This is a genomic window from Streptococcus sp. Marseille-Q7087 (genome assembly GCF_965111935.1).
This window is the reverse complement of sequence record NZ_CBCOPJ010000001.1, coordinates 1,248,035-1,268,410: the sequence shown is the minus strand read 5'-3', so window position 1 is coordinate 1,268,410 and position 20,376 is coordinate 1,248,035. Positions and strand designations below refer to the sequence as shown.

The following is a 20,376-nucleotide window of genomic DNA, read 5'->3' as shown; positions in this document are numbered from 1 at the left end:
GTATGGGATGGTGGCGTGAAACCATTGATATCGTAAAAGAAAATGATCCAGCGGCTCGCACCACTTTGGAGGTCCTTTTGACCTATCCTGGTGTCAAAGCCTTGGCTGCCCACCGTCTCTCTCATTTTCTCTGGAAACATGGCTTTAAGCTTTTAGCTCGTATGCATAGCCAGTTTTGGCGTTTTTGGACTCAGATTGAGATCCACCCAGGAGCTCAGATTGACTCTGGTGTCTTTATTGACCACGGGGCGGGTCTGGTTATTGGGGAGACGGCAATTGTTGAGAAGGGTGTCCTTCTCTACCATGGTGTCACTCTCGGTGGTACAGGTAAGGATGTTGGTAAACGCCATCCGACTGTTCGCAAAGGGGCGCTCATATCAGCTCATGCCCAAGTTATTGGACCTGTAGAAATCGGTGAAAATGCTAAAGTCGGTGCTGCTGCAGTAGTCGTGGCAGATGTTCCTAGTGATGTGACGGTTGTCGGTATTCCAGCCAAGATTGTCAGAGTGCATGGGCAAAAGGATGAACCAACCATCAATGAAGTCGAAGAAAAACGAGAATACTACGTCAATAAACTCGAGCAAGCGAGAGAAGCCAGTCACAGGTCGTCTGGTTTGTAAGCTTATTGTAAGACACAGAAAGGAGTCAGTGAGTGATTAAAATCTATGACACCATGTCTCGTGATTTGCGAGAATTTGTCCCAATCGAGGACGGCAAGGTCAAGATGTATGTCTGTGGGCCGACAGTTTACAACTATATCCACGTAGGGAATGCCCGTTCAACAGTGGCTTTTGATACTATTCGTCGCTATTTTGAATATCGTGGTTACGAAGTTGCCTACATTTCCAACTTTACGGATGTGGATGACAAGATTATCAATCGTGCCAAGGAAGAAGGTATCACACCTCAGGAAGTAGCGGATAAGTATATCGCTGCCTTTCGTGAGGATGTAACGGCTCTTGGCGTGAAACCTGCAACCCGCCACCCTCGTGTGGTCGAGTTTATGGATGATATCATCCGGTTTGTCGCTGACTTGATCGAAAAAGGCTATGCCTACGAGAGCCAAGGCGATGTCTATTTCCGTGTAGAAAAATTCCACAACTATGCTAAATTGGCTAATAAAACCTTGGAAGACTTGGAGCTAGGAGCTTCAGGCCGCACAGATGAGGAAACGGCTCGCAAGGAAAATCCAGTCGACTTTGCCCTTTGGAAAGCTGCTAAACCAGGTGAGATTTCTTGGGATAGCCCATGGGGACCAGGTCGCCCAGGCTGGCACATCGAGTGTTCAGTCATGTCAACTGAGATTTTAGGAGATACCATCGATATTCACGGTGGTGGTGCTGACCTTGAGTTTCCACACCACACCAACGAAATTGCTCAGTCAGAAGCCAAAACAGGTAAGACCTTCGCCAACTACTGGATGCACAATGGCTTTGTCAACATTGACAATGTCAAGATGTCTAAGTCTTTGGGGAACTTCATTACAGTACACGATGCCCTTGAAACTATTGATGGTCAAGTGCTTCGTTTCTTCTTTGCCACTCAGCACTACCGTAAGCCTATCAACTTTACAGAAAAAGCAGTGCGCGATGCCGAGACTAATCTCAAGTATCTAAAGAACACCTATGAGCAACCATTTACTGGAACTGTAGATGCTCAAGAGTTACAGACTTTTAAAGATAAGTTTGTAGCTGCTATGGATGAGGATTTCAATACAGCTAATGGAATCACAGTTGTTTTTGAGATGGCTAAATGGATCAACTCAGGCAACTATGATGCAAGTGTTAAGGAAACTCTTGCAGCCATGTTAGAAGTCTTTGGAGTGGTCTTTGTCGAGGAAGTTTTGGATGAAGAGATTGAAGCCTTGATTCAAAAACGTCAAGAAGCGCGTGCCAATCGTGACTTTGCGACAGCTGACCAAATCCGTGACCAACTAGCTGCTCAAGGGATTAAACTACTTGATACTAAGGATGGAGTGAGGTGGACACGTGATTGATGTCAATCTCATTAACGGGATTGCGCTAGCCTTTGAAGGAGATGCAGTTTATTCTATGTATATTCGCCGTCATCTCATTCTTAAAGGAATGACCAAGCCCAATAAACTCCATCAAGAGGCCACTAAGTATGTATCAGCTAGGGCTCAGGCGCATTTGATTTCTCTCATGTTGGAAGAAGAAGTCCTAACGGAAAAAGAGGAAGAAATCTACAAACGGGGTCGCAATACAAATAGTCACACTAAGGCAAAAAATGCGGATGTGGTGACCTATCGTATGTCTACGGGTTTTGAAGCGGTCATGGGCTATCTTCATATGACTGAAAATGTGGAACGCCTAGAAACCTTGATTTCTTGGTGCATCCAAAAAGTGGAGGGCTAGGAATGATTGCAAAAGAATTACTAGATTGGTTTCCACAAGCTCAGATTGTAGACCAACCAGTCGATAAAGAAGGTTGGTTGACGCTTCCTTTCTCTTCTCAACAGTGGGTTTTACTAGAGGAAGCTGGACTTAGTGAACGTGAGAAACAGTTGGTGGCTCTCTTAAGCCAGCAGGAACAAACGATCTCTCTCAATCCCTGGTATAGCTATTTGATTGAGGGCAAGGGACAAGCACCGCAGAGCTTTAAAAAGCTACAGATTGTTTATTGTCACCTTTCTTATTACCAACAGGAAAACCTTAGTTCTTGGTTTGATATGATGAAAACCCTCTTTCCTAATTGCGAAACAGTTCTTCAGGTTGCAGCTCAGGATTACCTTTTTGTTCTCCAACAGGACAAGTATACCTCGGTTCGCTCAATCTTGATGGATACCTTGGAAGCCGTAGAATACGACTTTGGGGTGCGTCTGTCCATCATGCTTGGTCAGGTATGGTCACAAATTGGCCATCAGGCGTTGCCAGACTTGATCAAAGCAGAACGTGACTTGTTTAAAAACTGGTGGCGTCAAGGCCATCAAGGTTTCCACACTTTTTCGCAACTTTATCTTTGGAGTATCGGTGAAAGAATGGTGGATTTAGGTCTTATCAAAGAATATCTTCATCAGATGATTTTGGATCAGGATCAGATTCAGGAAATCATTCTCTCGCTATGGGAAAATAGTGCAGTCCTTACGAAGACAGCTCAGCAACTCTATTTGCACCGCAATTCTCTCCAATATAAGATTGATAAATGGGAAGAATTGACAGGCCTTCAGTTGAAAGAATTGACTGATTTGACCTTGTGTTATCAGTTGATTTTACCAGATATTATTTAAAGTTTTGTGCAAGTTGCACAGAACTTTTTTATTTTTTTGGTCACCTTGCCATAGAAATGTAAAGCGTTTTCATTTATAATAAAACTATCAAAATTAAAAGGAGTTCACCGAAATGGTAGAATTAAATCTTAAAAATATTTACAAAAAATATCCAAACAGCGAACACTACTCAGTTGAAGACTTCAACTTGGACATCAAAGACAAAGAATTTATCGTTTTCGTAGGACCTTCAGGATGTGGTAAATCAACTACTCTCCGTATGATTGCAGGTCTTGAAGACATCACAGAAGGTACTGCATCTATCGATGGCGTGGTTGTCAACGACGTAGCTCCAAAAGACCGTGACATTGCCATGGTATTCCAAAACTACGCTCTTTACCCACACATGACTGTATACGATAACATGGCTTTCGGTTTGAAATTGCGTAAATACAGCAAAGATGATATCGACAAACGTGTACAAGAAGCAGCTGAAATTCTTGGCTTGAAAGAGTTCTTGGATCGTAAACCAGCTGACCTTTCAGGTGGTCAACGTCAACGTGTTGCCATGGGACGTGCCATTGTCCGTGATGCAAAAGTATTCTTGATGGACGAACCTTTGTCAAACTTGGATGCGAAACTTCGTGTATCAATGCGTGCTGAAATCGCTAAAATTCACCGTCGTATCGGAGCTACAACTATCTACGTAACTCACGACCAAACAGAAGCGATGACACTTGCAGACCGTATCGTTATCATGTCAGCAACTAAAAACCCTGCTGGTACAGGTACTATCGGACGTGTTGAACAAATCGGTACTCCTCAAGAAGTTTACAAAAACCCAGTTAACAAATTCGTAGCAGGATTTATCGGAAGCCCAGCTATGAACTTCATCAACGTTAAATTGAACGGTGACCGCATTGTTGCTGATGGATTTACTTTGAAAGTTCCAGAAGGTGCTTTGAAAGTTCTTCGTGAAAAAGGTTACGAAGGTAAAGAATTGATCTTCGGTATCCGTCCAGAAGACGTGAATGCAGAACCTGCTTTCCTTGAAACATTCCCAGAATCAGTTGTGAAAGCAACTATCTCTGTATCAGAATTGCTTGGTTCAGAATCTCACCTATACTGCCAAGTTGGTAAAGATGAATTCGTTGCTAAGGTTGATGCACGTGACTACTTGCAAGCTGGTGCAACGGTTGAACTTGGATTTGACTTGAACAAAGCTCACTTCTTCGACGTAGAAACTGAAAAAACAGTTTACTAAGATAGATTTTAATCAATCAACACTACTAGACTTTCTCTAGTAGTGTTTTTTAGAGTTCAGCAAAGTCTTACGGAATAGGCTTTTCTAGTTTTCATATCAACAAAAAAGTGTTAAAATGGTAGGAAGAACTGGAGAGTATGCATGCCAAAAGAAGTAATTTATTCAGGCGATGAAGTCGTCGCTTTAACGCAAAAATATTTATCGAAAGAAGATGTGGCTTTTGTCCATAAGGCTTTGGTTTATGCTGTAGAATGCCATAGTGGGCAGTATCGTAAATCAGGCGAGCCTTACATCATCCATCCTATTCAGGTAGCAGGTATTTTGGCTAAACTTAAGCTAGATGCTGTCACTGTTGCCTGTGGTTTTTTGCATGACGTGGTAGAAGACACAGATGCTACTTTGGATGACTTAGAGCGCGAATTTGGTCATGATGTTCGAGTGATTGTAGACGGTGTTACCAAGCTTGGTAAGGTCGAATACAAGTCTATAGAAGAGCAGTTGGCTGAGAATCACCGCAAGATGCTCATGGCTATGTCAGAGGATATCCGCGTTATCTTGGTAAAACTCTCTGACCGCCTGCACAATATGCGTACCCTCACGCATCTTCGTAAGGACAAGCAGGAGCGTATTTCCAGAGAAACCATGGAAATCTACGCACCACTTGCTCACCGTCTGGGGATTTCAAGTGTTAAGTGGGAACTAGAGGATCTTTCCTTCCGTTACCTCAATCCGACAGAGTTTTACAAGATAACTCATATGATGAAGGAGAAACGTCAAGAACGTGAAGCCTTGGTCGATGAAGTTGTGACAAAACTTGAGGAATATTCGTCTGAGCGCCATCTTACAGGAAAAATCTATGGTCGTCCAAAGCATATCTACTCTATCTATCGCAAGATGCAGGACAAGAAAAAACGCTTTGAGGAAATCTATGACCTGATTGCCATTCGCTGTATTTTAGACACTCAGAGTGATGTTTACGCCATGTTGGGTTACGTTCATGAACTTTGGAAACCAATGCCAGGCCGTTTCAAGGATTATATTGCCAATCGTAAGGCCAATGGTTACCAGTCTATCCATACGACTGTTTATGGACCAAAAGGTCCAATCGAGTTCCAGATCCGTACCAAAGAAATGCACGAGGTTGCTGAGTACGGGGTTGCGGCTCACTGGGCCTACAAAAAAGGAATGAAAGGCCAAGTTAATAGCAAGGAATCTGCTATCGGGATGAACTGGATCAAGGAGATGATGGAACTCCAAGACCAGGCGGATGATGCCAAGGAATTTGTAGATACTGTCAAGGAAAACTATCTGGCAGAAGAGATTTATGTCTTTACTCCAGATGGGGCGGTTCGTTCTCTTCCAAAGGATTCTGGACCGATTGACTTTGCCTATGAAATTCATACAAAGATTGGGGAAAAAGCAACAGGTGCCAAGGTTAATGGCCGTATGGTTCCATTGACGACTAAGTTAAAAACGGGTGACCAGGTTGAAATCATCACCAATCTAAATTCATTTGGACCAAGTCGTGACTGGCTCAATATGGTTAAGACCAGCAAGGCCCGTAACAAAATTCGTCAGTTCTTTAAAAACCAAGATAAAGAATTGTCCATCAATAAAGGCCGTGAAATGCTGATTAGTCAGCTCCAAGAAAATGGCTATGTGGCTAATAAATTCATGGACAAGCGCCACATGGATGAAGTCCTTCAAAAAACCAGCTACAAGACAGAGGAAGCCCTTTTTGCAGCCATTGGTTTTGGAGAAATCGGAGCCATTACCGTCTTTAACCGATTGACGGAAAAAGAACGTCGTGAAGAAGAGCGTGCCAAGGCTAAGGCAGAAGCAGAAGAACTGGTCAAGGGTGGCGAAGTAAAAGTAGAGAACAAGGATACGCTTAAGGTGAAGCATGAGGGTGGAGTTGTCATCCAAGGTGCTTCTGGGCTCTTGGTCCGGATTGCTAAATGTTGTAACCCTGTTCCTGGTGATGATATCGTTGGTTATATTACCAAGGGTCGCGGAGTTGCCATCCACCGTGTGGACTGTATGAACCTTCGTTCACAGGAAAACTATGAGCAACGTTTGCTAGATGTTGAATGGGAAGACCAATTCTCAAGTAAGGAATATATGGCTCATATTGATATCTATGGACTCAACCGTTCTGGTCTATTGAATGATATCTTGCAAGTCCTATCCAATACAACTAAGAATATCTCGTCAGTTAATGCCCAACCAACCAAGGATATGAAATTTGCTAATATCCATGTTTCCTTTGGAATTTCAAACCTTTCAACACTGACTACAGTAGTTGATAAAATTAAGAGTGTACCAGAAGTCTATTCAGTTAAACGAACAAATGGCTAAATTGGTTGAGATTGTCAGAAAGGATTTCTATGAGAATTATCGTTCAGCGTGTCAAGGAAGCTCAGGTTTCTATTGATGGGCAGATTCATGGTCAAATCAAACAAGGGCTCTTGCTCTTAGTAGGTGTTGGACCTGAGGATCAAAAAGAAGATTTGGATTATGCAGTTAGAAAGCTTGTCAATATGCGAATTTTCTCAGATGCTGAAGGCAAGATGAACTTATCGGTTAAGGATATTCAAGGCCAAATTCTTTCCATCTCACAGTTTACTCTCCTTGCTGATACCAAAAAAGGCAATCGTCCAGCCTTTACAGGCGCAGCCAAGCCGGATATGGCTGAGGCCTTCTATCAAGATTTTAATCGAGAACTAGCTAAGGAAGTTCCTGTTGAGACGGGAGTTTTTGGAGCAGATATGCAGGTGGGATTAGTCAATGATGGCCCAGTAACCATTATCCTAGATACTAAAAATAGATAAGAAAAAACCAAGCTTGTATGCTTGGTTTTTTTGTGACGTATTTAGTTCAGTTTTTCAACATAGAGCTGTTTGGCGATTTCTAGACTTACCAAGAGTTCTTCATTCTTGTGAATCAAAGTAAAGGTGTTAGAAAAGTCATCAAACTGTTGAACTTGGAGTTTGTCTCCAATATTGATAGCATGTTTTTCAAGATATTTGAGGAGGTCAAAGCTATCGTGAACGCGAGTCAGGAGATAGGTTCCAGCTTCTTTGGTTTCTGATAGTGGTAGGTTGTTGATTTCAACCAAAAGCTCTCCTTTAGCAGGAATGGTACCACCGTGAGGGCAAGTTTTTGGGAAACCGAGCATACTTTCTAATCTTTCCACAAAAAAGTCTGAAACGGTATGTTCTAATACTTCAGCTTCCTCATGAATTTGGTCGCTGGTATAGTCTAGATGGTGGACCAGAAAAACCTCAATCAAACGGTGTTTACGATAGAGCTCAGATACAAGTTTTAAACCAATATCAGTCAATAAGTATCCTTTTTTCTTGTCTTTTAGGATGAGATTTTCAGACTGCATGCGCTTGATCATTTCGGTTACAGCTGGAGGAGATACCTGCATTCGAGCAGCAATTTCCTTATTGGTAATCTTAGGAACATCCATGCCAATCTCATAAATACATTTTAAATAGTCTTCTTTATTTGGGGTCATTCGCATTTCCTTGTTTATTATCTCCATCTAGTATACCAAAAAAAGCTAGATTTCTCTAGCTTCTTGCTACAAGAGCTTGACTTAGTTGAGTTCTTTTGCAGCTGCAATAGCGGCTTCAAAGTCTGGTTCGCTATTGATATTGTCTACGTATTCAACATAGCGGATGGTGTTGTCGGTATCGAGAACAAAAACGGCTCGAGCAAGCAGATGCCATTCATTGATTAAGAGGGCATAATCGCGTCCAAAGGAGTGGTCGAAGTAGTCTGAGAGCATGATGGCATTTTCAATTCCTTCAGCACCACACCAGCGTTTTTGAGCAAATGGAAGGTCCATTGATACTGTTAGGACTACAGTATTGTCCAAGCTAGCCAGTTCTTCATTAAAGCGACGAGTCTGAAGTGAGCAGATACCTGTATCGATAGAAGGGATAACACTCAAGATTTTTTTCTTGCCTTCAAAGTCAGCCAGTGATTTTTTAGAAAGGTCAGTTGTTGTTAGAGAGAAGTCAAGAGCCTTGTCTCCTACTTGTAGTTGTTTTCCTGTAAAAGTCACAGGATTTCCAAGGAATGTAGTCATAAGCTACTCCAATCTTTTTTCTTTCATTTTACATTGAAACGTCAGATTTTCCCAATAATTTGACCGGAATTTGAATCAAAAAAACGCCAATTCCGTGAGAACGACGTTTTTTAAATGTTTATTTTGCCAATCCTTCAGCAATCTTGTCAAGGTTGTATTTCATCATGTTGTAGTAGCTGTCGCCTTCTTTACCTTGTTCTGCGATAGAGTCAGTAAAGATTTGTGCGTGGATTGGGATGTTTGTGTCTTGTGAAACAGTCTTCATTGGACGATCATCGACACTGGACTCAACAAATAGTGATGGGACTTTCATTTGGCGAAGTTTTTCAACCAAGGTCTTGATTTGGTCAGGAGTTCCTTCTTCTTCAGTATTGATTTCCCAAATATAGGCACTTGGGACACCGTAGGCTTTAGAGAAGTATTTGAAGCATCCTTCACTGGTTACGATGAGTTTTTTCTCAGCAGGAATATTGTCGAATTTAGCTTTAGCTTCCTTGTCAAGTTTGTCTAGCTTATCAGTATATTCTTTGAGATTTTTTTCGTAAAATTCTTTGTTGCTAGGGTCTTTAGCGCTCAATTGTTTTGCGATGTTTTTAGCAAAGATGATCCCATTTTCAAGGTTGAGCCAAGCGTGTGGGTCTTCTTTGCCTTTTTCGTTTTGACCTTCAAGGTAGATAACATCAACGCCTTCGCTGACTGCAAAGTAGTCTTTGTTTTCAGTTTTCTTGGCATTTTCTACCAATTTTGTAAACCAAGCATTTCCACCTGTTTCAAGGTTGATACCGTTATAGAAAATCAAATCAGCTTGAGAAGTTTTCTTGACGTCTTCAGGTAGTGGTTCGTATTCGTGTGGGTCTTGACCAACAGGAACGATACTGTGAAGATCAATCTTGTCACCAGCAATATTTTTAGTAATATCAGCGATGATTGAGTTTGTGGCAACAACTTTTAGTTTTTGACCAGAAGCTGCATCTTTTTTTCCACTAGCACATGCTACAAGAGCAATGATGGAAAGAAAGAGAACGAGTAATGTACCTAATTTTTTCATTAGATCCTCCAATTTATTGGGGCTTTGCCCCTTATTTTAACAAATGTTTATTTTTCAGTTTCAAATATCGTTGTTTTGGAGCGATAAAGAAGCTAATGAGAAAGAAACTAGCAGCTGTAAGCACGATACTAGAACCTGCCGCAACGTTAAAGCTATAGCCGATAAAGAGTCCCAAAACTGAAGCTGTAGCTCCAAAGGTTGAGGAAAGGAAAATCATACTTTTCAGGCTATTAGCATACAGATAAGCAGTTGCAGCTGGGGTAATCAGCATGGCTACAATCAGGATAGTTCCGACACTTTGCATGGCTGTCACAGACACGAGAGTTAGGAGTACCATGAGTAAGTAGTGATAGAAATTGACAGGCATTCCCATGGCTTTAGCCAAGAGTTCATCAAAGGACGTTATCAAGAGTTGCTTGAAGAAAATCCAGATTAACAAGAGAATGGCTGCCCCTACACCCATAGTAATAAACATATCTGTATCTTGAACAGCAAGAATATTACCAAAAAGGATATGGAAAAGGTCAGTTGAACTTTTAGCGACACTAATCAAGATGATACCGAGGGCTAAGAAAGAAGAAAAGGTAATGCCGATGGCGGTATCGCTTTTGACAATCGAGTTTCCCTTGATGTAGGTAATGATGATAGCAGCTAGCAGTCCAAAGACAATGGCTCCGATAAAGAAGTCAATGCCCAAGATGAAGGAGAGGGCTACACCTGGTAAGACAGCATGTGAAATGGCATCTCCCATGAGTGACATCCCACGTAGAATGATGAAACATCCTACAGCTCCAGCTACGACCCCGATAACAATAGCTGTTATCAAGGCATTTTGTAAGAAATGGAATTTTTGCAATCCATCGATAAATTCTGCAATCATAGGTCACCTCCATTGAAAAAGAGTCGATTACCGTAAGCTTCTTTGAGATTGGCTTGGGTAAAGGTTTCTTTGGTCGGACCAAAAGCAATCACTTCTCGATTGACAAGCAAGACTTGATCGAAGTAGTTGGGAACCTTGCTGAGGTCGTGGTGGACGATGAGAACCGTCTTCCCAGCTTTTTTCAGATCTCTCAGCGTATTCATGATGATTTCCTCACTGACTGAGTCAATCCCAACAAAGGGTTCATCTAAGAGGATATAGTCGGCTTCCTGCACCAAACATCTGGCAATCAAGACCCGCTGGAACTGACCTCCAGACAGTTGACTGATTTGACGTTCAGCGTAGTCAGCTAGGTCGACGATTTCAAGGGCCTCTTGCACTTTCTTCCAATGTTTAGCATTTAAACTTCGAAAGAGAGGAATAGAGGGAAATAGTCCTAACGAGACGCATTCCTTGACCTTGATGGGAAAGTTGTAGTCAATATGAATTTTTTGCTCGACATAGGCAACTCGATGTAAGGATTTTTTAACTTCCTTGTCATCGAGAAATGCCTGACCTTGATGTGGGATAATTCCCAGCATACCTTTTAATAATGTTGATTTCCCGGCGCCGTTTGGACCAATAATTCCGGTAATCGTTGGTCCTTGGAGCACTAGTGAAATATCCTTAAGTGCCAACGTTTCTTTGTAGGAGACACTGAGGTTTTCGATACGTATCATACAGTTGTATTCCTCCTGGATTTTAATATACCTTAATTTTATTTTTAAGTCAAGTTAATTTTGGTAAAAATTTAAAATATTAATAATGAAATCAAATAGGAGGAGACGCCATTTTTAATTGCATTCCCCAGGGAATTTTGCTAAGCTAGGAATAAGTGAAATTAGGAAAGTGAGAGCAAGATGACACGTTATCAAGATGATTTTTATGATGCTATAAATGGTGAGTGGGAAAAGACTGCGGTCATTCCAGCTGATAAATCACGAACGGGTGGTTTTATCGACCTTGACGAAGAAATCGAAGACTTAATGCTAACGACAACTGACAAATGGTTGGTTGGAGAAGATGTTCCAGAAGATTCTATCCTAGCAAACTTTGTCAAATACCATCGTATGGTCAGAGATTTCGACAAGCGAGAAGCTGATGGCATCAAGCCAGTCCTTCCTATGCTTAAGGAATACCAAGATTTGGAGAGCTTCGCGGACTTTACAAGAAAGCTAGCAGAGTTTGAATTAGCTGGTAAACCAAACTTCCTTCCATTTGGTGTATCACCAGACTTTATGGATGCTAGAACCAATGTTCTTTGGGCTAGTGCTCCAGGAACAATCTTGCCAGATACGACCTACTATGCGGAAGACCATCCACAGCGTGAGGAATTATTGAATCTTTGGAAAGAAAGTACTTCTAATCTCCTCAAAGCCTATAACTTCTCAGATGAAGAAATCGAAGATTTGCTAGAGAAACGATTGGAATTGGACCGCCGTATCGCAGCTGTTGTACTTTCAAACGAAGAGAGTTCAGAATATGCCAAACTTTACCATCCTTATTCTTATGAAGATTTCAAAAAGTTTGCACCTGCCCTACCTCTCGATGACTTCTTCCAAGCTGTGATTGGACAAGTTCCTGATAAGGTCATTGTAGATGAAGAACGTTTCTGGCAAGCAGCAGAACAATTCTATAGTGAAGAAGCTTGGCCTTTACTCAAGGCAAGCTTGATCTTAGGTGTAGTCAATCTTTCAACGAGCTATTTGACAGATGAGATTCGTATCTTGTCAGGTGCCTACGGACGAGCTCTTTCAGGAGTTCCAGAGGCTCAAGACAAACGCAAGGCAGCTTACCATTTAGCTCAAGGACCATTTAAACAAGCTCTCGGCCTTTGGTATGCCCACGAAAAATTCTCTCCAGAAGCCAAGGCGGACGTAGAGAAAAAAGTAGCAACCATGATTGACGTTTATAAGGAACGTTTGGCTAAAAACGACTGGCTGACTCCTGAAACTCGAGAAAAAGCCATCGTCAAACTCAATGTCATCAAGCCTTATATCGGTTATCCAGAAGAACTGCCAGCTCGCTATAAGGACAAGGTTGTAGATGAATCTGCTAGCCTCTTTGAGAATGCCCTAGCCTTTGCGCGTGTGGAAATTAAGCACAGTTGGAGCAAGTGGAATCAGCCGGTTGACTACAAGGAGTGGGGAATGCCTGCTCATATGGTCAATGCCTACTACAATCCACAAAAGAACTTGATTGTCTTCCCAGCTGCTATCTTGCAGGCACCATTCTATGACTTGCATCAGTCATCTTCTGCCAACTATGGTGGTATCGGTGCGGTCATTGCCCATGAAATTTCTCACGCCTTTGATACTAATGGAGCTTCCTTTGATGAAAATGGTAGCCTCAAGGACTGGTGGACTGAGAGCGATTATGCAGCCTTTAAAGAGAAAACACAGAAGGTTATCGACCAGTTTGATGGTCAAGAATCTTACGGTGCAAAAATCAATGGGAAACTAACCGTGTCAGAAAACGTTGCCGACCTAGGAGGAATCGCTGCAGCGCTAGAAGCTGCTAAGAGAGAGCCAGATTTCTCAGCTGAAGAGTTCTTCCATAACTTTGCTCGTATCTGGCGTATGAAAGGTCGCCCAGAGTTGATGAAACTCATGGCTAGCGTCGACGTACACGCGCCAGCTAAACTTCGTGTTAACGTCCAAGTGCCAAACTTTGATGACTTCTTTACAACCTATGATGTCAAAGAAGGCGACGGAATGTGGCGTGCACCAGAAGACCGTGTGATTATTTGGTAATCAAAAAACCAAGGATGATTGTCCTTGGTTTTTATGTTTTAGAAAAATGGATTGAAAGTTTTTTCGTGAGCGATGGTCGTAGCAGGACCATGTCCAGGATAGACATCGTAGTTAGGAAGGGTAAAGAGCTGGGTTTGGATACTATGAAGGAGTTGTTCCATACTACCAGTTGGTAAGTCTGTTCGACCAATGGTTTCTCGGAAAAGGGCATCTCCCGTTAAGACTAGCTGGGCATCCGGAAAGACAAAGGATACTCCACCGATAGAGTGACCTGGAGTTGGGAGTACTGTAAAACGAAACTCCTCAATTTGGTATTCTTCATGAAAGACAAAGGTCTGTTCAGCTGGTCTACATACGACGTCTGCCATATCATCATGACGAGGGAGACCTGAGAGATTGTCAACAGGAGTATAGAGCCAAGATTCTTCGCTTTCTGCCACATATACTGGAGGATTTCCAAAAGTATTTCTGACCAAGTCCAGACTCAAGATATGATCGTAGTGAGTATGGGTCAATAGAATCGCACAGACTGGCTTGTTGATTTTCTCGATAGTCTTGCGAATGGCCTCCCAATGGCTACCTGGATCGACTACAATCAGGTGTTGGTCTCCTTCGAGATAATAAGTGTTTTCATAGGCAACAGGATTCACAGTTTTATGGATTTTCATAGGATTTCCTCTTTCAAAGAATTTACAGTTTCTAGTATAACACAGAAGGACAAAATAAGGAATCAACAAGAAAGTCCCTCCATAAAAGAAGGGACTTTTTAGTACATTAAAAATGATTTTTCCAGGCTTGGAAACGGGCATCCAATAGGAGTTGTGTTAGATTTTTTAAGGTTTCAACTTGCTCGGGCTCTAGAGTTTGCGCCTGAGAAACTAGTTGACGAATGTGCTCGATGGCATTTTTAGAAGATAGTTCATTAATGGAGCTAATTCCAGACTCTAGGATGGTTCCAAAGAAGAGATCAAAGTAGAGCTCTAATTCCTCATCAGGAACACTATCCACCCATTCTTTAAGAGTGTCTTTGATTTGTAGACTTTCGCTACTGATTGCCTCTAGTTGGACAAAGTGGTGTTCTTCAGTTAGCCAGCTGAAAGTATTGTGTTGAGCGATGCCACCGAGAGCCGTAGATTTGACGACTGTAGGAGTATCAGGAACTTCCAGCATCATGCCAATGACAGAACCTTGTGGGACGAAACGGTGAATTTTTGGAATGACGTCTTGATAACCAGTGGTTTCAGTCAGATGAGCCTGCAAACCAGGAGCATCGTAGGTATAAACTGCAGATATTTTTTCTTGCAATTCAGGTCGAATTTGACTGGCAGCATAGACGGCTAGATTCCCGCCTTTGGAATGTCCAGCAACAATCACTTTCTGTTTTGGATGTTGGGTAAAGAAATCTTCCAAATACTCAAGAGCATGCTTTTGGGCCGGGATTTCCTTCATATAGGTCATATGGAAATCTTCCTTCCAGCCAATAATACTGTCGTCTGTGCCACGAAAGACAATGAGATAAGTATCTAGGTTCAGACGATAGGTCATAGCAGCGAACTGTTTCTGTTGCTCGGTATCAATCTCGTTAATAAAGTTTGATAGCTTGCAATTTCTAAAACGTTTGTGTTGGGCAAGCTGATCTAAGAGTTGGAGACGTTCTTTATTGGTCAACATGGTGCTTTCTCGTGGGACACGTGTTGCGACATCGCTTAAACGATTGACGGATTGGTCTAATAAGTTATCAAAAGGAAGATAAGTCAGCTCTGTCAAAGCAAGTACATCCAGTTCATTTAAGGGAATATCGTAAAAAGAATCGTATTGAACATAGGTAAGATAGTCAAAAATATTGGCCATGGTAATTCCTTTCTTAACTTTTATCATATCAGATTTACATCAATTTCGCTAGTAGTCAGGAGAATTTTGCTATAATATAGAAAAAGGAGGAGCAGATGCACAAGATTTTACTAGTAGAAGATGATCAAGTCATTCGTCAACAAGTTGGGAAAATGCTCTCCGAATGGGGTTTTGAAGTAGTTATGGTAGAAGACTTTATGGAAGTTCTGACTCTATTTGTTCAGTCTGAGCCTCATCTGGTCCTGATGGATATTGGATTGCCTCTCTTTAATGGTTATCATTGGTGTCAGGAAATTCGTAAGATTTCCAAAGTTCCTATTATGTTTCTGTCTTCAAGAGACCAGGCTATGGACATCGTGATGGCTATTAATATGGGAGCTGACGATTTTGTGACCAAGCCTTTTGACCAGCAGGTCCTCATAGCCAAGGTGCAGGGCTTGTTACGTCGCTCCTATGAGTTTGGGCGGGATGAAAGTCTCTTAGAGTATGCAGGAGTTATCCTCAACACCAAGTCTATGGATGTGCATGTCAATGGAAAAACTATCAGTTTAACAAAAAATGAATTTCAGATTTTACGTGTCTTATTTGAGCATGCAGGCAATATCGTGGCGCGTGACGATTTGATGCGGGAACTTTGGAATAGTGATTTCTTCATAGATGATAATACCTTATCCGTTAATGTCGCTCGCTTGCGCAAAAAACTGGAGGAAGAAGGTTTGATTGGTTTTATTGAAACCAAGAAAGGAATAGGGTACGGGTTGAAACATGCTTGATTTTAAAAGTTTTTTTCTAGCTTATATCCGTTCGCGTAGACGTTTTTTTGCTTTTATTCTATCGCTTACAGGTTTGCTTTTTCTCTTTGAAATCTTGTTTGATAAGCAAGGGCCCTACTTTAACTATTTCTTCTTTCTATCTACATTTTTGACATTTTTGTTTTTGGTATTTGATTTCTTGATAGAATTGCAACGCTACCGTAAGGAACTGTTCTACGGCGAAAGAGAAGCCAAGTCACCAATGGAGCTCTTACTAACTGAAAAATTAGAGAAAAGTGAAGAGGAACTTTATCAAAAGAAATCAGATGCGGAAAATCGCTATAATGACTTGGTGGACTACTATACTCTCTGGGTGCATCAGATAAAAACACCAATTGCGGCCAGTAAACTACTCGTGAGCGAGGTGGCAGATCGCCAATTGAAGCAACAGCTAGAACAGGAGATTTTTAAGATTGATTCCTACACCAACCTCGTTCTCCAATACCTACGCTTAGAGAGCTTCCATGATGATCTGGTGTTGAAGAAAGAAAATGTGGAGGATTTGGTCAAGGAAGTCATTCGCAAATATGCCATTTTCTTTATCCAGAAAGGTTTAAGTGTTAATCTGCATGACTTGGATAGAAGCATTGTGACGGATAAAAAATGGCTGTTGGTAGTCATTGAACAAATCCTGTCAAATAGCCTTAAGTATACTAATGAAGGTGGAATTGAAATCTATATGGATGGTCAGGACCTTTGTATCAAAGATACTGGGATCGGCATTAAAAATAGTGATGTTCTTCGAGTCTTTGAACGCGGATTTTCAGGTTACAATGGTCGTATGACCCAGCAGTCATCTGGACTTGGTCTCTATTTAACCCAGAAAATTAGCCAAGAATTAGGTCATCAAATCCGTATCGAATCTGAACTTGGTCAAGGAACAACGGTGAGGATTAAATTCTCTGAAGTGAATTTACTGATTGAATGAAAAGAATTGTGAAGAGCTTGGAAGAAACCTTTCAAGCTCTTCTTTAGACCTTGATATAGTGAGAAAAAAGGCTTCAATTAGATAAAAAATGTAATCTTACAAAAATGTAAGATTAAAGCTCCATTTGTAAGGTTATGTTATGGAACCAACTCTTTTTTTAGAGTACACTTATATCATAAAGATAAAGGAGCGAAACTATGAAAAATATTTTACAAAAGAAACAAACAAGTAAACCGAGTCTAAAGGATATCGAGCGAGTTGAGCTCGGCATTCAAATGATGCAGGCTCAGTTTCAATTAATGGGATATTAAGAAGGAGATTATCATGACACTATTAGATGTAAAACACGTTCAAAAGATTTATAAAACTCGCTTTCAAGGCAACCAAGTAGAAGCCCTGAAAGATATTCACTTTACCGTTGAAAAAGGCGACTACGTTGCTATCATGGGTGAGTCTGGATCCGGTAAATCAACCCTACTCAATATTCTAGCTATGCTTGACAAGCCAACGCGTGGACAGGTCTTCCTAAATGGAACTGACACAGCTACCATTAAAAATTCTGAAGCATCAAGCTTCCGTCGTGAAAAGTTAGGCTTTGTCTTCCAAGACTTCAATTTGTTAGATACGCTTTCTGTTAAAGACAATATCTTACTCCCTTTGGTATTGTCTAGAAAGCCTATTACAGAAATGATGAAAAAATTGGTCGTGACGGCCGAAAATCTTGGCATCAACCAATTGCAGGAGAAGTACCCTTATGAAATCTCTGGAGGGCAAAAACAACGGGTTGCAGTTGCACGAGCTATCATCACAGAACCAGAAATTCTCCTTGCGGACGAGCCAACAGGTGCCCTAGACTCTAAATCATCTGCAGCCCTCCTTGATATCTTTGATCAGATCAACGAACAAGGGCAAACCATTCTCATGGTAACCCACTCGACAGCTGCGGCCAGCCGTGCAAAACGTGTTCTTTTCATCAAGGACGGTATTCTCTATAATCAAATTTACCGTGGTGAAAAGACGGATCGTCAGATGTTCCAAGAAATCTCTGACACCTTGACTGTTATGGCAAGTGAGGTGAACTAGTATGTTTCGATTAACCAATAAGTTGGCCATTTCCAACTTAATCAAAAACCACAAACTCTATTATCCCTTTGCACTGGCTGTTCTCTTAGCAGTCACTATCAGCTATCTCTTTTACTCTCTGACCTTCAATCCCAAGATTGCGGAAATCCGTGGAGGTGAAACGATTCAAGCTACTCTTGGATTTGGTATGTTTGTCGTCACCCTTGCGTCAGCCATTATCGTCCTCTATGCCAATAGTTTTGTCATGAAAAATCGTTCTAAGGAACTAGGAATTTATGGCATGTTGGGCTTGGAGAAGCGCCATCTGATTAGTATGACTTTTAAGGAACTCTTGATATTTGGGCTAGTAACAGTCACTGCTGGGATTGGTATTGGTGCCCTCTTTGACAATCTGATTTTCGCTTTCTTGCTCAAACTGATGAAATTAAAGGTTGAACTGGTCGCTACCTTCCAGATGAAAGTTGTCATTACAGTACTTGTTGTTTTTGGCTTGATTTTCCTAGGTCTCATGTTCCTAAATGCCCTTCGAATCGCCCGCATGAATGCCCTCCAGCTCTCACGTGAGAAAGCTAGTGGTGAGAAAAAAGGTCGTTTCCTACCTCTCCAAACTATTCTTGGTTCTATTAGTTTAGGGATTGGCTATTATCTTGCCCTTACGGTAAAAGATCCCCTTACAGCTCTCACAACTTTCTTCCTAGCTGTTTTACTAGTTATCTTTGGGACCTATCTCTTGTTTAATGCAGGGATTACAGTTTTCCTTCAAATCTTAAAGAAAAATAAAAAATACTATTACCAACCAAATAATCTCATCTCAGTGTCCAACTTGATTTTCCGTATGAAGAAAAATGCGGTTGGACTGGCAACTATCGCAATTTTGTCAACCATGGTTTTGGTAACCATGTCAGCAGCGACAAGCATTTTCAATGCCTCAGAAAGCTTTAAAAAAGTTCTAAATCCTCATGATTTTGGGGTTTCAGGGCAAAATGTTGAAAAAGAAGATTTGGACAAACTCTTGAGCCAGTTTGCAAGTGACAAAGGTTATACGATTAAAGAGAAAGAAGTGCTTCGTTATACTTACTTTGGTGTTGGGAACCAAGAAGGAACTAAGTTAACCATTTTTGAAAAAGGACAAAACCGTGTCCAACCCACAACAGTTTTCATGGTATTTGACCAAAAAGATTATGAAAATATGACTGGTCAAAAACTGTCTCTATCAGGAAATGAGGTCGGACTCTTTGCAAAGAATGAGGGAGTTAAAGAACAGAAAGCTCTAACTCTAAATGACCATCAATTTTCTGTAAAAGAAGAATTTAATAAAGATTTCATTGTCAACCATGTCCCAAATCAGTTTAATATTTTGACTGCTGATTACAATTACCTTGTTGTGCCTGATTTACAAGCCTTTTTGGATCAATTCCCAGATTCGGCTATCTATAATCAGTTTTACGGTGGCATGAATGTAAATGCCAGCGAAGAAGAACAACTCAAGGTCGCTGACGAGTATGAAAAATATCTACAAAAGTTTAATGCTCAATTAAACACTGAAGGTAGCTATGTTTATGGTAGTAATCTATCAGATGCTAGTGCTCAGATGAGTGCCCTCTTTGGTGGTGTTTTCTTTATCGGTATTTTCCTATCCATTATCTTTATGGTCGGAACTGTTCTGGTCATCTACTATAAACAAATCTCAGAAGGTTATGAAGACCGTGAACGTTTTGTCATCCTGCAAAAAGTGGGCTTGGATCAAAAACAAATCAAACAAACCATTAACAAGCAAGTCTTGACTGTTTTCTTCCTCCCTGTAATATTTGCTTTCCTACACTTGGCATTTGCCTATCATATGCTAAGTTTGATTCTTAAGGTCATTGGGGTTGTGGATACAGCCATGATGTTAAGCGTAACTCTTTCCATTTGTGGTATCTTTGCTTTAGTCTATGTCCTAATCTTTATGATTACTTCAAGAAGTTATCGTAAGATTGTTCAAATATAAAAATAAAGGATGTAATGTAAAGTCTGAAAGTTATTTTGACGGAGGAATCCTAGATTATATTGGATACCTATCTTAGTAGCCATAATTTGCGGGCTTACCTAGGGGATCGCAACAGCATGGGCGATTTGCATGATGCAAAATTGGAAAACCAGACTCACTCATCATGCTTAATCATTAAACTGCATCTTCTTATATAGGAGATGCAGTTTTTTGTTCTTAGAAAAAGGTAACCAGAATTTTTTCCGTTCTCTATCTTCTAAATTGATTGAGTTCTTCAAAGAAAGGTTGTATAATTTTTGATATAATATCAAGGATGGATTGATGGATATTTAAAAGATAATGTTCATAAGAATTATAAGTGAGAATTAAAAATATGTCAGTTTAGACAGAAGTCTCTCTACCA

Annotated in this window: 19 protein-coding genes; 12 read left to right on the top strand and 7 right to left on the bottom strand. The window is 41.0% G+C overall.

From position 1 onward, the window contains the following. Positions 1-2 precede the first annotated feature (2 nt). The 7 genes from cysE (at position 3) to dtd (ending at position 7,321) form a co-directional block, all read left to right on the top strand. On the top strand, positions 3-620 hold the full coding sequence (gene cysE / locus ACWPVF_RS06630) for a serine O-acetyltransferase (protein ID WP_454385302.1): 618 nt from the start codon (positions 3-5) through the stop codon (positions 618-620). Positions 621-652: 32 nt separating this feature from the next. Continuing rightward, positions 653-1,996: a cysteine--tRNA ligase gene (cysS, locus tag ACWPVF_RS06625; protein WP_414307606.1), complete on the top strand. Its 1,344-nt coding sequence runs from the start codon at positions 653-655 to the stop codon at positions 1,994-1,996. After that, a complete protein-coding gene (locus ACWPVF_RS06620; RefSeq protein WP_454385300.1) occupies positions 1,989-2,375 on the top strand; it encodes a Mini-ribonuclease 3 in 387 nt (128 codons plus the stop codon). Before cysS ends, ACWPVF_RS06620 begins: the two co-directional genes overlap by 8 nt. Before the next feature lie 2 nt (positions 2,376-2,377). Beyond that, the gene (locus tag ACWPVF_RS06615) at positions 2,378-3,247 is read left to right on the top strand and encodes a helix-turn-helix domain-containing protein (protein WP_454385298.1); all 870 of its coding nucleotides are present in this window, start codon (positions 2,378-2,380) and stop codon (positions 3,245-3,247) included. A gap of 112 nt (positions 3,248-3,359) precedes the next feature. Continuing rightward, a complete protein-coding gene (locus ACWPVF_RS06610; RefSeq protein ID WP_454385296.1) occupies positions 3,360-4,490 on the top strand; it encodes an ABC transporter ATP-binding protein in 1,131 nt (376 codons plus the stop codon). A 141-nt stretch (positions 4,491-4,631) separates the two neighbouring features. Continuing rightward, entirely contained in the window at positions 4,632-6,848 is a 2,217-nt protein-coding gene (locus ACWPVF_RS06605; RefSeq protein ID WP_454385294.1) for a RelA/SpoT family protein, read from the top strand. A gap of 29 nt (positions 6,849-6,877) precedes the next feature. Further along, positions 6,878-7,321 carry a D-aminoacyl-tRNA deacylase gene (gene dtd / locus ACWPVF_RS06600; RefSeq protein WP_454385292.1) on the top strand — a complete coding sequence of 148 codons (444 nt, stop codon included), beginning with the start codon at positions 6,878-6,880 and terminating at the stop codon, positions 7,319-7,321. Between the two features lie 41 nt (positions 7,322-7,362). On the opposite strand, the gene ACWPVF_RS06595 is transcribed toward dtd, so the two are convergent. The 5 genes from ACWPVF_RS06595 to ACWPVF_RS06575 all read right to left on the bottom strand — a co-directional run bounded on the left by ACWPVF_RS06595 (position 7,363) and on the right by ACWPVF_RS06575 (position 11,236). After that, positions 7,363-8,013: a metal-dependent transcriptional regulator gene (locus ACWPVF_RS06595; protein WP_454385290.1), complete on the bottom strand. Its 651-nt coding sequence runs from the start codon at positions 8,011-8,013 to the stop codon at positions 7,363-7,365. Positions 8,014-8,094: 81 nt separating this feature from the next. Continuing rightward, positions 8,095-8,589, bottom strand: a complete 495-nt coding sequence (gene tpx / locus ACWPVF_RS06590) for a thiol peroxidase (protein ID WP_373114755.1) — start codon at positions 8,587-8,589, stop codon at positions 8,095-8,097. A gap of 118 nt (positions 8,590-8,707) precedes the next feature. Further along, a complete protein-coding gene (gene psaA / locus ACWPVF_RS06585; protein WP_454385288.1) occupies positions 8,708-9,637 on the bottom strand; it encodes a metal ABC transporter substrate-binding lipoprotein/adhesin PsaA in 930 nt (309 codons plus the stop codon). A gap of 31 nt (positions 9,638-9,668) precedes the next feature. Then, on the bottom strand, positions 9,669-10,517 hold the full coding sequence (locus ACWPVF_RS06580; RefSeq protein ID WP_006148893.1) for a metal ABC transporter permease: 849 nt from the start codon (positions 10,515-10,517) through the stop codon (positions 9,669-9,671). Further along, positions 10,514-11,236, bottom strand: a complete 723-nt coding sequence (locus tag ACWPVF_RS06575; RefSeq protein WP_006148892.1) for a metal ABC transporter ATP-binding protein — start codon at positions 11,234-11,236, stop codon at positions 10,514-10,516. The genes ACWPVF_RS06580 and ACWPVF_RS06575 overlap by 4 nt, the downstream gene beginning before the upstream one ends. Positions 11,237-11,416: 180 nt before the next feature. Between ACWPVF_RS06575 and ACWPVF_RS06570 the strand changes: the two genes are divergently transcribed. After that, on the top strand, positions 11,417-13,309 hold the full coding sequence (locus ACWPVF_RS06570) for a M13 family metallopeptidase (RefSeq protein WP_454385285.1): 1,893 nt from the start codon (positions 11,417-11,419) through the stop codon (positions 13,307-13,309). 38 nt (positions 13,310-13,347) lie between these two features. Here ACWPVF_RS06570 and ACWPVF_RS06565 read toward each other — a convergent pair whose 3' ends face one another. Next, positions 13,348-13,977 (bottom strand): MBL fold metallo-hydrolase, encoded by a 630-nt coding sequence (locus ACWPVF_RS06565; RefSeq protein WP_454385283.1) that lies wholly within the window; start codon positions 13,975-13,977, stop codon positions 13,348-13,350. A gap of 106 nt (positions 13,978-14,083) precedes the next feature. Beyond that, on the bottom strand, positions 14,084-15,160 hold the full coding sequence (locus tag ACWPVF_RS06560) for a DUF2974 domain-containing protein (protein ID WP_454385810.1): 1,077 nt from the start codon (positions 15,158-15,160) through the stop codon (positions 14,084-14,086). A 95-nt stretch (positions 15,161-15,255) separates the two neighbouring features. Between ACWPVF_RS06560 and ACWPVF_RS06555 the strand changes: the two genes are divergently transcribed. The 4 genes from ACWPVF_RS06555 (at position 15,256) to ACWPVF_RS06540 (ending at position 19,973) form a co-directional block, all read left to right on the top strand. Continuing rightward, positions 15,256-15,933: a response regulator transcription factor gene (locus ACWPVF_RS06555; protein WP_414353585.1), complete on the top strand. Its 678-nt coding sequence runs from the start codon at positions 15,256-15,258 to the stop codon at positions 15,931-15,933. Beyond that, positions 15,926-16,900 carry a sensor histidine kinase gene (locus tag ACWPVF_RS06550; RefSeq protein WP_269796983.1) on the top strand — a complete coding sequence of 325 codons (975 nt, stop codon included), beginning with the start codon at positions 15,926-15,928 and terminating at the stop codon, positions 16,898-16,900. Before ACWPVF_RS06555 ends, ACWPVF_RS06550 begins: the two co-directional genes overlap by 8 nt. Before the next feature lie 324 nt (positions 16,901-17,224). After that, on the top strand, positions 17,225-17,983 hold the full coding sequence (locus ACWPVF_RS06545) for an ABC transporter ATP-binding protein (protein WP_006152604.1): 759 nt from the start codon (positions 17,225-17,227) through the stop codon (positions 17,981-17,983). A gap of 1 nt (position 17,984) precedes the next feature. After that, complete coding sequence (locus ACWPVF_RS06540; protein WP_454385280.1) at positions 17,985-19,973, top strand: ABC transporter permease; 1,989 nt, start codon at positions 17,985-17,987, stop codon at positions 19,971-19,973. Positions 19,974-20,376 lie beyond the last annotated feature (403 nt).

Bases quoted from the DNA above. Each gene is read 5' to 3' on its own strand.
- ACWPVF_RS06570 (WP_454385285.1), top strand. From the start codon at position 11,417: ATGACACGTTATCAAGATGATTTTTATGATGCTATAAATGGTGAGTGG.
- ACWPVF_RS06545 (WP_006152604.1), top strand. From the start codon at position 17,225: ATGACACTATTAGATGTAAAACACGTTCAAAAGATTTATAAAACTCGC.
- ACWPVF_RS06605 (WP_454385294.1), top strand. From the start codon at position 4,632: ATGCCAAAAGAAGTAATTTATTCAGGCGATGAAGTCGTCGCTTTAACG.
- ACWPVF_RS06610 (WP_454385296.1), top strand. From the start codon at position 3,360: ATGGTAGAATTAAATCTTAAAAATATTTACAAAAAATATCCAAACAGC.
- ACWPVF_RS06575 (WP_006148892.1), bottom strand. From the start codon at position 11,236: ATGATACGTATCGAAAACCTCAGTGTCTCCTACAAAGAAACGTTGGCA.
- ACWPVF_RS06615 (WP_454385298.1), top strand. From the start codon at position 2,378: ATGATTGCAAAAGAATTACTAGATTGGTTTCCACAAGCTCAGATTGTA.
- ACWPVF_RS06580 (WP_006148893.1), bottom strand. From the start codon at position 10,517: ATGATTGCAGAATTTATCGATGGATTGCAAAAATTCCATTTCTTACAA.
- ACWPVF_RS06540 (WP_454385280.1), top strand. From the start codon at position 17,985: ATGTTTCGATTAACCAATAAGTTGGCCATTTCCAACTTAATCAAAAAC.
- ACWPVF_RS06595 (WP_454385290.1), bottom strand. From the start codon at position 8,013: ATGACCCCAAATAAAGAAGACTATTTAAAATGTATTTATGAGATTGGC.
- psaA (WP_454385288.1), bottom strand. From the start codon at position 9,637: ATGAAAAAATTAGGTACATTACTCGTTCTCTTTCTTTCCATCATTGCT.
- cysE (WP_454385302.1), top strand. From the start codon at position 3: ATGGGATGGTGGCGTGAAACCATTGATATCGTAAAAGAAAATGATCCA.
- ACWPVF_RS06550 (WP_269796983.1), top strand. From the start codon at position 15,926: ATGCTTGATTTTAAAAGTTTTTTTCTAGCTTATATCCGTTCGCGTAGA.
- ACWPVF_RS06560 (WP_454385810.1), bottom strand. From the start codon at position 15,160: ATGGCCAATATTTTTGACTATCTTACCTATGTTCAATACGATTCTTTT.
- dtd (WP_454385292.1), top strand. From the start codon at position 6,878: ATGAGAATTATCGTTCAGCGTGTCAAGGAAGCTCAGGTTTCTATTGAT.
- ACWPVF_RS06555 (WP_414353585.1), top strand. From the start codon at position 15,256: ATGCACAAGATTTTACTAGTAGAAGATGATCAAGTCATTCGTCAACAA.
- ACWPVF_RS06565 (WP_454385283.1), bottom strand. From the start codon at position 13,977: ATGAAAATCCATAAAACTGTGAATCCTGTTGCCTATGAAAACACTTAT.
- tpx (WP_373114755.1), bottom strand. From the start codon at position 8,589: ATGACTACATTCCTTGGAAATCCTGTGACTTTTACAGGAAAACAACTA.